Below are 12,695 nucleotides of genomic sequence, written 5' to 3' on the forward strand. Positions count from 1 at the left end.
ATCTGTTACATTCAAGATACGCAATCGATTGTCTTTGTCGGGAATATTTAGGAATGACTATTTCTTCCTATCTTGTTCATCTCCTAAAATGTGATACGGCCATGAATAATAGCGTAGAACGAAATGCAGAACGTATTTTCAGAACATTATTCGATCAGTATAAGAACGATATCTTCGCTTATGCATATCGTTTTTTTCGATCACGCGAGCAATCCGAAGAAATTGTACAAGATGTCTTCGTGAAGATCTGGCAAAATATTGACACTATAGACCTCGAAAACAATGTAAAATCATACATCTTCACCATAGCCCGTAATACAACTTACAACAAATTAAAATCTTTTGCTATACAGCAAACCTATCTGAATGATATATTCTACCGACATGTAGCGTCTTCTAATACGGTAGAAGAATTAGTACACTACCGCGAGCTAAAACAGGTGTATGATCAGGCCATTTCGGCACTGCCTACACAACGCCAACGTATCTTTAGACTGAGCCGCGAAGAGCACATGTCGCACGAAGAAATAGCCCAACAACTCAATATATCAAAGAATACAGTAAAGGATCAAATCGTCAAATCGCTGAAATTCATTAAGCAATATTTAGAAAGCAATGCCGAACTGACTACGGTCATTGCGGTCTTCTACCATTATCTGCAAAAAAAATAATTTAGAGCGTCGTCCCTCTACCCAACTTAGTTGTATTAACTCTTATACAATACAACTATATGACCAACCAAGAAGTAAACGAATTATATTTAAAATTTGTCGCGGGCAAATGTACCAAAGAAGATATAGATCATCTGATCGAGATTCTGAAATCCGACACCTACCGTGATGCCTTTCCAGAGATCCAACAGATCGATAAGACATTGCCCGATAATCTCGCTCTGGATAAAGACCGAGCGGAACAGCTGTATCATACGATCATTCCTCACATGGCTACAAATAGAAAGATCCTAGCCTGGAGAAAATGGTTATCTATCGCAGCAGCATTGATCGCCATTGGTACGGTATCGCTATTATATTTAAAATTCAAAGCATCTGCTAACGAGGAGGTAACCGCTTTTGAGACCTCAAAAAAGAAAGAAAGCTTTTACCTCCCTGATGGATCGTCTGTAACACTAAACACGGGCTCTCGTCTACGATTAGCAACTGACTTCAACAAAGATTCGCTACGCGAAGTATGGGTGGAAGGAGAAGTCTATTTTGATGTGGCTCATAACAAAGCTAAACCTTTTGTAGTACATACGCTGACCGACATGAATATCAAAGTTTTAGGAACTTCCTTTAACGTACAATCTTTCAATAATAAATCTATGGTTATCCTGGACAAGGGGAGTGTTGAGATACAGACCGCGAACCAGAAAATAAAGCTGCAACCAGGCGAGAAAATCGCATTCAATCCAAATGAAAATAATTTATTAAAATCAAAAGTAGACAAACAGTCTTATACGTCTTGGACAAACAATGTTTTATCTTTTGAAAACAGGCCTCTATCAGAAGTCATACAAAGTATACAATATCTTTATAACTGTCAGATACAGATCATGGACACTAATTTCGCTGCCATACGATTCACTGGATCCATACCTAAAGACAGTCTTAATCTTTCGCTGCAAACGTTAGAACAATCGCTCAATTGCCATATTGAAAAGAACAATGAACAATATATTGTAAAACCACTATAAAATTATGATCAAAATTTTAAACCACCTCGCCAAGCCAGCCTTTCTATGGGCTACCCTTGGCATAGCGATACCCACTCATAGCTGGGCTATCGGTATCAACGAGACAGTCGTTCTCCAATCACGTGTCTCCACCTCCTCCATAGGTCAACTACTAAACAAGATGGAGAAAAAATTCAACATTAAGTTCAGCTACAGTCCAGATTTGTTGAAATCAATAGCTCTAAAAGATACTGACATTGAAAAATTATCCAAAAACGAACTGATCCCCTTTCTCGAAAAGGCTATCGCGCAGCCGGTATCTATCAGTAAACTGAATGAACATCTGTATACTATAGCGCCTAAGGATAACACACCTTCACAAATCAGACAACAGCAACAACAGATCAGCGGTACCGTAACCAATCAAGTGGGGACACCGATAGAAGGAGTGAGTGTTACCATACTAGGCAAGAATCATAGCACATTAACCTCCGCAAATGGTCGATTTTTGTTAGAAGGGGTCGTATTACAAGACAAACTGACATTTACTTCTTTAGGATACGAAAGAAAGGAACTCACGGTAACAAGTTTTGACGATATACAGATTGAATTGCAATCATCCAATGTCGGATTGGATGAAGTCGTTGTCGTGGGATACGGTAATCAGAAAAAAAGAAATGTCACCGGCTCTATCTCTTCGATATCGGGCAAAGATATTGCAACATTTCCAACATCGAATATTACCAATGCCTTAGCCGGTCGTGTGAATGGCGTATTTGCCAGTCAACGGAGCGGCGCCCCTGGTTCAGGATCCGACATCGTAATCCGGGGTAAAAGCACAACAAACGGAACTTCTCCATTATATGTCATTGATGGTATTCCGAGGACATTCAATGATTTCCAGGCACTCAATAGCGAAGAAATCGAGACCATTTCGATACTCAAAGACGCTAGCTCCGCTGCTGTATACGGAGCTAGGGCGGCTAATGGAGTGGTATTGGTAACCACCAAAAGAGGAAGCAACCAAGATCCAGTAATAGTGTACTCATCCTTTGTCGGAAAAGACACCTATACCAGAGTACCAAAAAGAATGAATGCCTATGAGCATGCCATCTATCGGAATCGCGTGGCGACATTTAATAACCTACCGACCACAGATCCTAGCTATTACACGGACGACGAAATAAAATACTTTAAAGACAATAACACGAACTACGATTGGTTTGAGGGCGCTTGGCATGACCCGGTATATACCAAACATGATCTCAGTATCAATGGAGGAAGTGAAAAAATAAACTACTTCTCCTCCATCGGATATTACTACCAAGACGGTGCTTTCAATAACCTGAACTATAATAGATATAACCTGAGATCAAATGTCGATGCCAAAATCGCTAAAAACTTAACAGCTTCATTGAACCTCGATGCTTCGTTGCAGGAAAGAAGCCGTCCATACTGGCCTTACGATGGCGGTGATGATGACCGCTTATACGACCTCTATCGGGCCCTGCTCAATAAACCCTCTATGATGCCATGGAAAATCGGCGACAAGTATGTTCGGGCCTATCAACAGTGGAACCCCATAGCGCTGATCGATAATGCTGGTTTTAGCAAATGGAACCGTAATACCTTTAACGGGTTATTAAGAATAGACTATAACATCCCGGGAGTGGAAGGCCTAAAAGTAAACGGAACAATGAACTACCGTAAATACTATGACTACAACAAGACGTTGAGAAAAAAATATGATGTGACTGAATTTGAGATGACAGGAGGTCATAATCACATCGTCACCGATAAACCCCTGAACAGTCTACAACTAGGAGATTGGGATAATAGTACATTTGCTTCCTTCAACCAAAACAACTCATACACCATGAATCTATCGGTCAATTACGATCGTACATTTGGTAAACATGCTGTGACGGGCTTACTTCTCTATGAGCAAAGTGAAGGTACTACGGCCTATCTCTATGGCTTCCGTAACAAAATGCTGTCTACATCCATAGAGCAGCTCTTTATAGGTGACGCGGCGGCGGCAAATAAAGACGCAACCGGCACTGAAACCGAAACTGGCCGTCTAGGCTACGTCGGAAGGTTAACGTACGGATACAACAACAAATACCTCTTGGAGGCGAACTTTAGATATGATGCTTCTTTAAAATTTGCTCCTGAAGGACGTTGGGGGTTCTTTCCTTCCGTCGCTGTCGGTTGGATTATGTCGGAGGAATCGTTTATAAAAGACAACTGGCAATTTGTCGACAACCTTAAACTCCGGTTATCTCACGGGTTACTCGGAAATGATGGTGGGGATCAAGTTTCAGAGTATGGCTACATCAACCGCTTTAGTACGACCGCAGGCGCCGTATTTGGCGGGGCGACTTCTGGAATCCTCCCAGGTGCATTACCCAACTACGCTATCACCTGGGAAAAAACCCGTATTACTAATGCAGGGCTTGATTTCAGCTTTCTGAGAGGAAATCTCAGCGGTTCCTTGGAGTATTTCCAAAAACATACTTATGATATCTTGGGAACCCGTATTGCTTCTATACCGAATACTTTCGGTGCAACCCTGCCCCGCGAAAATTATGGTGTAGTAGATAATTATGGAATAGAAGCCTCTCTTCGCCACGACCGAAAGATTGGCAATGATTTCGCATATTTCATCGGTGGTAATTTTAGTTTTGCCCGCAACAAGGTCAAGATGTGGGATGTATCTCCCGGAGCATTTGACTATCAACAACGCGTAGGCAGACCGATAGACTTTATAACGGGTTATCAAGCAAATGGTATCGCACGTACCGACGCAGATCTTGTCGGCTTACCTACCTACTCGGGATTTAACTACAGTAAAGGAGATGTTATTCTACTAGACCAGAATGATGATGGTAATATCACTAGTGCAGACATGGTCGTCCTGAGCCAAAAGAGCATGAATCCTGAAATAATCTACGGGATAAATCTTGGTGCAGCATGGAAAGGACTCGATATCAATGCTTTCTTTCAGGGAGTAGCCAATAGGGAAATTATGTTTCCGAATAGAGGAGATCTATGGGACGAACAAGCAGTCTTAAGCATATTCAATGATACCTGGTCTCCAGAGACTCCAGATGCTACATACCCACGTGTAGGAGGTATCGGCGCTAGTAGTATCGGTGCCAGTAGACAAGCGTCGTCTTTCTGGATGCTGAATGGCAACTATATGCGGTTGAAGAATTTAGAACTAGGCTACACACTACAGGAATCATTGATAAAAAGACTCGGTATCAAAGGCTTGCGTCTATATGTATCGGGAAACAATCTAATTACCTTTGATAAAGTGGATGTCGCCGATCCAGAAGCCATCAGCGGAAACTACGGGGTCTACCAGTATCCGATCATGAAGAGTATAACGGGTGGACTTTCTTTTAAATTTTAACGATTAACACGATTAACGATGAAAAGATTTTCAACATTATATAACCTTATTGCTGTAGGTTTGATCACTTTCAGCTCCTGCAGCAAAGTACTAGATAAAAATGATCTATCCGCAATCAGTGAGCCTTATGTCTGGTCAGATCCAAAATTGGCGACAGCTTTTGCCAACAGTATCTATATGACTATCCCCGGATGGAACACAGGTCTATTTGACGCAACCGACGAAACTGCCAGGAGGAACCAATGGATTGACGGAACTACCACCATTGACAATGGAGGTCCTGGATATTGGCCTTATGCACAAATTAGGAATATGAATATTTTCCTGAAAGAAATCGATGGTCCCCAAAGTACTATAGCGGAAGATATCCGTCAAAAACTACGTGGACAGGTCCGCTTTATCCGGGCATATACCTATTTCGAAATGGTAAAACTGTATGGAGGTGTGCCATTAATCACTACAGCTCAGGATCGCAATGACGATCTATTGATAGAACGTAGTAGCACAAAAGATTGTTTCGACTTTATCATCAACGAACTAAATCAGGCAATAGAGGAGCTTCCGATTAAATATCCTGCAGCTGAAGATCTTGGGAGAATAACGAAAGGTGCGGCATTAGCATTAAAAGGCCGGATCCTCTTGTTTAGAGCCAGTCCTCAATTCAACCCAAGCAATGCTACGATACATTGGGAAAATGCCTACCAAGCCAACAAGGATGCGCTTCAGTTTCTAGACGTTAATGGTTACGGACTTACCGCAAAATACAGTAACCAAGAGCTATTCTTAGCGGAAATGAATAAAGAGGTAATATTTGCGATCCGCTACCTACAACCGGGCCGAACCCAAAATCGGGATGCAGCTGTACGCCCCATCGATTTTACAGCCAATGCCACAGGCGCCAATCATCCTATCCAAAAACTGGTGGACGCATTTCCCTTAAAAAGTGGTAAAAAAACACAATGGAATGCAGCTCAACATGCCGGTAATGCAACTTTGAGTTGGCAGAATAGAGATGACCGATTCTACACAACCATCGTGTACAACGGCGTAAACTATTTAGGTACAACCATGGCTCTATATGACAATGCGCAAAATGGGTATGCTTATGGTAAACAAAATGGATCCATAACGGGTTATTATTCGCGCAAGGCTATAGACGAATCGCTCGATATCACAAATTCACAGATCTCGGGAACGGATTTTATAGAAATGCGATACGCAGAGGTCTTGATGAATATGGCTGAAGCTGCCATGGAGAGCAATAAGCTAAATGAAGCATTTGACGTACTTAAGACCATACGTAAGCGTGCCGGAATCAACGAGACGACACCTGGTGATATTGAACTAGCGGGCAAACTATATGGTTTAGATCCGAATATGGGACAAGCTGCCATGCGTCAAGCTATACAGGATGAACGCTATATCGAATTCGCATTTGAACAAAAACGTCTTTGGGATCTGAGACGTTGGAAACTGATGGATCAGATCATGGTCGGACAGCAAAAGAGATTTGCACTGGTCCTGCACCAGCAAGCAGGAGAACCGGGAGGTTATACTTATACGCTGACAGAAAAAGATTTTTCGCCTATGATCTATAATCAAAACATGTATTTCTTGCCTCTTTCTACGGCAACTTTACAGGGCAACTCCAAGCTGCAACAAACGAAAGGATGGGGCAATGGAACATTTGATCCATTGGCAGGAATGTAACACGCAAACAAATAACCATGATAATAAGACACTTTCAAATTAAATTAATCACGATACTGGGTTGTATACTTTGCTCTACAGCGCTATTTGCACAAAGTTATCAAAAAAATGACTGGCAGCTAGCACAGACTGGGAGTCATGTCGCACAGATACAAATCAAAGGTAGCCAAATAATATTACAAAATGGGTTGGTACGCAGATCGTTCAACATAGCGCCTAATGCATACTGTTTTGACTACACCAATCTAATCACTGGACAGCAATTACTTCGGGCGGTACAGCCCGAAGCTCAAATCCAGCTCAATGGTCACTGGTACAATGTTGGTGGGGCACATGGACAGAAAGAAAAAGCGTACCTCCGTCCGGAATGGATGAAAGATTTTAAGGCTCATCAGAAAGATTTCAGCTATGTCAAACATGAAATCAGTGACCTATCTCCCCTACTCCCTTGGGATGGTGATCGATGGTGGGCTATGCGTAAAAATGCAGGAACAGGCAAGGTACTAACACTAACATTCGCTCCTCCCGCAGACGCAAAGCTTACAGCTATAGAATTAAGGGTACACTATGCTATATATGATGATCTACCATTGCTTTCCAAATGGGTGACACTGTCTAACAATGGCAAAGAGTCCATACAGATCAACCAGGTGATTCATGAGAAGCTAGCACTCGTAGAAGAAGAAAGCGCTGTAGTCGGTTCGCTCCAAGACATGCGCAAACAGCAAGGTATTTATATCGAGAGCAATTTTGCTTTTAATAATGCTATGCGCTATCACCTTAGTGATCAATCACTGCACTGGAACACTGACTCGACGTATACATCACAGGTCAATTATGCATATACGACACCTGCCATCCTAGAAATATATCCTAAAAAAGGGGTTGGCATAAAGATCTCCACGGGAGAGAACTTTACATCCATTCGTTCTTGGGAACTCCTTATGGATAGCTATGACCGCGAAAGACGGGGGCTTGCTATACGCAAAATGTACAGAGCAATCGCACCATGGACGACTGCAAATCCTATTTTCATGCATTTGGTAAGTCGTAACGATGATCAGGTTTATACAGCCATAGATCAATGTGCAGCCACGGGATATGAAGCCCTTATTCTAAGTTTTGGAAGTCACGTAAATATGGAAGATACGACCGCACAGAACCTATCCAACTTAAAGAAAATTGCAGACTATGCCCATAGCAAAAATATTAAGATCGGCACATATTCACTCTTTAGCTCCCGCAAGATCAGTGAAGACGACGACATTATTAATCCAAAAACAGGTAAGACTGGAGGGACTTTTTTTAACAATGCTCCTTGCTTCGGTTCTCACTGGGGAATTGGCTATGCACAACGCATAAAGACATTTTTTGAAAAAACAGGGTTTGATATATGGGAAAATGATGGTCCCTTTCCGGGGGATCAGTGCGCCTCGACGTCGCATCCTGGACATCATGGTCTTGAAGACAGCCAATGGACCCAATTCAACATGCAGAAGGAGCTGTATCACTGGCTCAATGCAAGAGGTGTATACATCAACTCTCCGGATTGGTATTTTCTAGACGGCGCAAATAAAACAGGACTTGGCTACCGTGAAGTGAATTTTTCTTTACCTCGTGAGAACCAACGGATATTGAACAGACAAAATATTTACGACGCATTGTGGGAACAAACCCCGTCAATGGGCTGGGGATTCGTACCGTTAACGGCCTATCAAGGTGGAGGGAAAGAGGCTATCTTAGAACCATTGAACGATCACCTGGAAGATTACAAGCAATTAATGATGCAATATTACGGTGCAGGTGTGCAAGCTTGTTATCGAGGACCACGATTATATGATACTGAAGCGACAAAACAAGTGGTTACAGAAGTGATAAGATGGTACAAGGACCATAGAAGAATATTAAACTCTGATATCATTCACCTAAGACGAGCTGATGGCCGTGATTGGGATGGCTTTTTGCATGTCAACGCGCTGGAAAAAACACACAAAGCCCTGGGGATGTTATTCAACCCATTAAAAACTCCAATCAGCCGAACTGTGGAGATCCCTTTGTACTACACAGGCCTCACTAAGGTAGCAACCCTTAAGGTGGATGGAGATAAAGTCGAAAAATTAGAACTGGATCGCTTTTTCAAAGCACAGTACACATTTACTATACCAGCGGAAAGCTATACATGGTTTACTATTGAATAACGTATTAAACAGTAAAGATAATAAAAACACCAAGGTCATCAAGTTGGATCTTGGTGTTTTAAACGCTCGGCGTGCCGCAACGTTTAAAATATTTATAATACCATACGTCTTTAAGATTGGAGATGACGACACCTTGTTTGGTAGATACATGTACAAATTTTCCATTGTGTAAATAAACGCCAACATGATCTATATCTCTCCCTCCAAACGAAAAAAACACCAGATCTCCTTCTTTGAGTTGGTCATCATACTTCCGTTTGATATGCTCGGCCATATCCCGAGATGTGCGCGGTAGATCTTTGCGATATACTTCATTATAGACCATTCCTACAAAAGCTGAACAATCGATGCCTGAACGTGTAAGTCCTCCCATACGATGTGGGCTGCCCATCCAATCATCAATAAAGGAATAAAGATCTGCATTCATACCCCGAGCATCTGTACCGAGCAGCTCTGCGTAGTAAGCAGTAAGATTACCCTTATTTTTTTTATTTGTTGGATTGCTAGTCCCTGTTGTCGGTTTATGCTCCTTGCTGTACAAAGTTTTCTTCCTGGCCCCACAGGATGTAAAAATGAGCGATACGAGGAGCAGCAATATAAATAAGTGTTTCGTTAGTGTCATAGTATATCCTCCTATTTACACGAATATAGTCGCTCACAATAATACCATAAAACAGATAGTTTTCCACATTTGTGATTTAAACATGACCTATTTCAAACATAACTCAGCGCTCGTCTCATGAACTAGCCAAAATACATCAAATCCTTTTGTACAAACAACTGTAATTCCAGAACATTTTACACTAAATTTGTAAACATGAAAAACGCACTCAACCAGTGGTTATTCGTACCGCTAGGCATCCTATCGTTAAGCTTATACACCGGCTGTAACAGCACCCAACCACAGGAGAGCAAAAGTACGCAGGGCCAAGACAGCGTAGCCCAGCCAACGATAGAAAGCACAATGGAAGACACACTCTCCTATCGTGACGTTGGCTTTGGTCTATTCAATAATTTGCGCAACCAAATTATCTTGATCGATGATGAAGAACGGCCTGCAGACAAAAAGAAACTCAAGCATGCTTGGGTCAATGCGCAATCCTATAAATTAGAATTTACTAAAACCCAAAAAGAAGGGAACACGTATAATGGAAGACAAACACCTGATAATTTTGACAACATCCCAGGTGCCGTTTTCACACTTACGGAACAGGCAAAACCAGATGAAGCGTATGTCCTACTTTGTAGCGATGTATTTTTGAAAAACAGAAAGCCACTTACGATCAAAAACAACTTTGCAGATGCTTCGAGCAGTAGCGTAACCTCCGAGTTGAAAAAAACATACAACAGATCCATAACAAATGCTAAACTGATAGCGACGACATCACAAAAGGACAGTGTCTTCTTAATGCAATTAGCCCCCGTTGCAGATAGCCTGACTGTCGTACTCGTAGCCAAAACAAATGCTACATCAACATTGTTTATTCAGGAATTTAATGCCGAATATAATGAAATGAGTACCTGGCGTGTGGATGATGGAGGCGAATTCCCTATGGAAGATTTCACCATCCTAAATGCTTTTGAGCACTATGGTAAAATAGAGTTGGCAACCTCATTCCCGGGCGCCGAAGGCGGCAACTTATCATTCATTGCCCCGGACGCTCAAAACAGGTATCAGTACATTAAAGAAGCATATGTATATTGGTCTCCATTGTAAATAAGATGGGGCAAAAAGCCTAATTTTAACATTAAATAACTGATACTCTGAAAAAAAAGCACTAATTTGAGCGCAATTTTATGAAACTGTACAATCCTGCCTTTCCTCCGAACGAAGAAGACACTGTCTTATTGAGACGGTATCTTCAGGCTAATGATATGGAAGCGTTGGGCATTTTGTACAGCAAGCATGCCGAAATGGTATACTACGTATGCTTACGCTACTTCAAAGACGAGGAAAAAAGCAAAGACAGTGTGATGCAAATCTTTGAAGAATTGATAACCAAAATTAAAAAACAGGATATTGCAAGTTTTCCGAAATGGCTATATGTGGTAAGCAAAAACTACTGCTTAATGGATCTGCGATCAAAAAAAGGCAAATTAGAAATTTCTGTGGACGAATTTGTGGAATTTCCCACGAATATGCATCAGGAAGAAAGCTATGCTGAAAAAGAAGGAAGGCTGTCTTTATTGGAACATTGCATAGAAAAGCTTCCGGAAAAGCAAAAGGTAACCGTGGATCTTTTTTTTATCAACGAGCATTGTTACAAAGAAGTCGCGCAAATAACAGGGTATAGCATGAATGAAGTGAAAAGCTACATTCAGAACGGAAAAAGAAATTTAAAAAACTGTATGGATAAAACCAATGCGTAAATTCACTTTCGATATGGACCAACTACGCAAGTATGTTAATGGCGAATTATCTGCACGAGAAATGCACGAAATAGAACGTGCTGCTCATGAGGATGAGATGCTGATGGATATACTTATGGGAATGGAAATAGAGAAAGAACACGGATCGGATCCTATACTACTACACAGCATCCGCCAACAGATTGATCAGCGCACGCAACAACAAAGTCTTAAACGCCCCATATGGTACAATCGATATCTCCAGATTGCTGCTTCAATAATATTGCTAGCTACCGTAGGAATTTTGTTCTGGAACCAACAGAACAACACCCCTAAAACAGAGCAAGCTATGGCAAGTAAGGCCCCTGAATCAATAAGTGCTCCTACTCAGGCTGACATTCTAGAAGCTACAGCAAATGACAGCACCAACCAGGTGTTGTCCCATGTAACACCACAGCCCTCAACAACGCATCCGGAAAACAGACAGAGCGAAGAACAAGCGTCTTCAGGAAATAGATCGCTCACGCCCCATGAAAAACATATACTAGCGTATACGCCGGTGGAAAAAAATGTGGAGCTTTCGCAAGATATAGCTGAAACGTTAAACTTAGGACATCCAAAACACGAGAGTGATGTGATTATGATCAACACAGAAGCTACAGATAAATCAAACTTATTGGCGTCCAACTCTAGAAGGCAGCTTCAGTCTAAAGTCCCTGACGCTCGGGTAAGTGTTAACCCAAATAATACGCCATCAGCAGCACAGATGAGAGCAAGGCTCAGTAATATGGGCTTAGATCCACAAACCAGCTTTATATTGGGTCAGGTTATTGATCAACAATCTAGACAACCCCTGGCTGGAGCTGCTGTAAAAGATCTGCAAAACGACAATGTGGTAGTCACCGATGCAGAGGGGCGTTTTGCGTATGCTGCAAACAGCAAAAAAAATCTGGAAATCAATGCTAATGGCTACAATGCAAGGGAAATTGCTGCTGAAAGTGGCGAACAAACTATCTTACTATCCCCAAAAGAAAATAGATCGGAAGAGGTGGATGCCAGTGGTGCAGCAAAAATCAACAAGAGCATACCTTCTGTCGGATGGGAAAAATACCTAGCTTATTTTCATGAAGAACTTGCAAAACACACTAGTACCAACTACACTTTTAATATCCAAATGGAATTGGATAAGAAGGGTACTCCGATTCGCATCTCTGTATTGAAGTCTTCTGACAAAACGTTAAATTCAAAAGTAATCTCATTAGTAGAAAAGGGGCCATCTTGGAAAAGAGGAACCGATTGGAAAAACATTTATCTGCAAATAAAATCTCTATAAATATTTCTCAGAAGT

General features: G+C 41.6%; 9 protein-coding genes. 8 read left to right on the top strand and 1 reads right to left on the bottom strand.

Features of this window, described 5'->3' with window-relative positions; translation table 11 throughout:
• Positions 1–101 precede the first annotated feature (101 nt).
• Genes G7B20_RS18090 through G7B20_RS18110 form a run of 5 tightly spaced genes read left to right on the top strand, consistent with a single transcriptional unit; the run spans position 102 to position 8,998 of the window.
• The gene (locus G7B20_RS18090; protein ID WP_164112826.1) at positions 102–671 is read left to right on the top strand and encodes an RNA polymerase sigma-70 factor; all 570 of its coding nucleotides are present in this window, start codon (positions 102–104) and stop codon (positions 669–671) included.
• Between the two features lie 59 nt (positions 672–730).
• Positions 731–1,693 carry a FecR family protein gene (locus tag G7B20_RS18095; RefSeq protein ID WP_164112827.1) on the top strand — a complete coding sequence of 321 codons (963 nt, stop codon included), beginning with the start codon at positions 731–733 and terminating at the stop codon, positions 1,691–1,693.
• A 4-nt stretch (positions 1,694–1,697) separates the two neighbouring features.
• Positions 1,698–5,090, top strand: coding sequence for a SusC/RagA family TonB-linked outer membrane protein (locus tag G7B20_RS18100; protein WP_164112828.1), 3,393 nt, complete (start codon positions 1,698–1,700; stop codon positions 5,088–5,090).
• A gap of 18 nt (positions 5,091–5,108) precedes the next feature.
• Positions 5,109–6,800: a RagB/SusD family nutrient uptake outer membrane protein gene (locus G7B20_RS18105; RefSeq protein WP_164112829.1), complete on the top strand. Its 1,692-nt coding sequence runs from the start codon at positions 5,109–5,111 to the stop codon at positions 6,798–6,800.
• Positions 6,801–6,817: 17 nt separating this feature from the next.
• Entirely contained in the window at positions 6,818–8,998 is a 2,181-nt protein-coding gene (locus tag G7B20_RS18110; protein WP_164112830.1) for an alpha-galactosidase, read from the top strand.
• Between the two features lie 58 nt (positions 8,999–9,056).
• Here the strand turns inward: G7B20_RS18110 and G7B20_RS18115 are convergent, their stop codons facing one another.
• The gene (locus G7B20_RS18115) at positions 9,057–9,620 is read right to left on the bottom strand and encodes a C40 family peptidase (protein WP_164112831.1); all 564 of its coding nucleotides are present in this window, start codon (positions 9,618–9,620) and stop codon (positions 9,057–9,059) included.
• Between the two features lie 195 nt (positions 9,621–9,815).
• Between G7B20_RS18115 and G7B20_RS18120 the strand changes: the two genes are divergently transcribed.
• The 3 genes from G7B20_RS18120 to G7B20_RS18130 all read left to right on the top strand — a co-directional run bounded on the left by G7B20_RS18120 (position 9,816) and on the right by G7B20_RS18130 (position 12,680).
• Complete coding sequence (locus G7B20_RS18120; protein WP_164112832.1) at positions 9,816–10,715, top strand: hypothetical protein; 900 nt, start codon at positions 9,816–9,818, stop codon at positions 10,713–10,715.
• Between the two features lie 80 nt (positions 10,716–10,795).
• Entirely contained in the window at positions 10,796–11,368 is a 573-nt protein-coding gene (locus tag G7B20_RS18125) for an RNA polymerase sigma factor (protein ID WP_164112833.1), read from the top strand.
• Positions 11,361–12,680 carry a carboxypeptidase-like regulatory domain-containing protein gene (locus G7B20_RS18130; RefSeq protein WP_164112834.1) on the top strand — a complete coding sequence of 440 codons (1,320 nt, stop codon included), beginning with the start codon at positions 11,361–11,363 and terminating at the stop codon, positions 12,678–12,680. The genes G7B20_RS18125 and G7B20_RS18130 overlap by 8 nt, the downstream gene beginning before the upstream one ends.
• Positions 12,681–12,695 lie beyond the last annotated feature (15 nt).

It is taken from the genome of Sphingobacterium sp. xlx-96 (genome assembly GCF_011007365.1).
In the GTDB taxonomy this organism is placed as follows: Bacteria; Bacteroidota; Bacteroidia; order Sphingobacteriales; family Sphingobacteriaceae; genus Sphingobacterium; species Sphingobacterium luzhongxinii.

Excerpts from the sequence above, each read along its gene's own strand:
- G7B20_RS18090 (WP_164112826.1), top strand. The coding sequence starts at position 102 with ATGAATAATAGCGTAGAACGAAATGCAGAACGTATTTTCAGAACATTA.
- G7B20_RS18095 (WP_164112827.1), top strand. The coding sequence starts at position 731 with ATGACCAACCAAGAAGTAAACGAATTATATTTAAAATTTGTCGCGGGC.
- G7B20_RS18100 (WP_164112828.1), top strand. The coding sequence starts at position 1,698 with ATGATCAAAATTTTAAACCACCTCGCCAAGCCAGCCTTTCTATGGGCT.
- G7B20_RS18105 (WP_164112829.1), top strand. The coding sequence starts at position 5,109 with ATGAAAAGATTTTCAACATTATATAACCTTATTGCTGTAGGTTTGATC.
- G7B20_RS18110 (WP_164112830.1), top strand. The coding sequence starts at position 6,818 with ATGATAATAAGACACTTTCAAATTAAATTAATCACGATACTGGGTTGT.
- G7B20_RS18115 (WP_164112831.1), bottom strand. The coding sequence starts at position 9,620 with ATGACACTAACGAAACACTTATTTATATTGCTGCTCCTCGTATCGCTC.
- G7B20_RS18120 (WP_164112832.1), top strand. The coding sequence starts at position 9,816 with ATGAAAAACGCACTCAACCAGTGGTTATTCGTACCGCTAGGCATCCTA.
- G7B20_RS18125 (WP_164112833.1), top strand. The coding sequence starts at position 10,796 with ATGAAACTGTACAATCCTGCCTTTCCTCCGAACGAAGAAGACACTGTC.
- G7B20_RS18130 (WP_164112834.1), top strand. The coding sequence starts at position 11,361 with ATGCGTAAATTCACTTTCGATATGGACCAACTACGCAAGTATGTTAAT.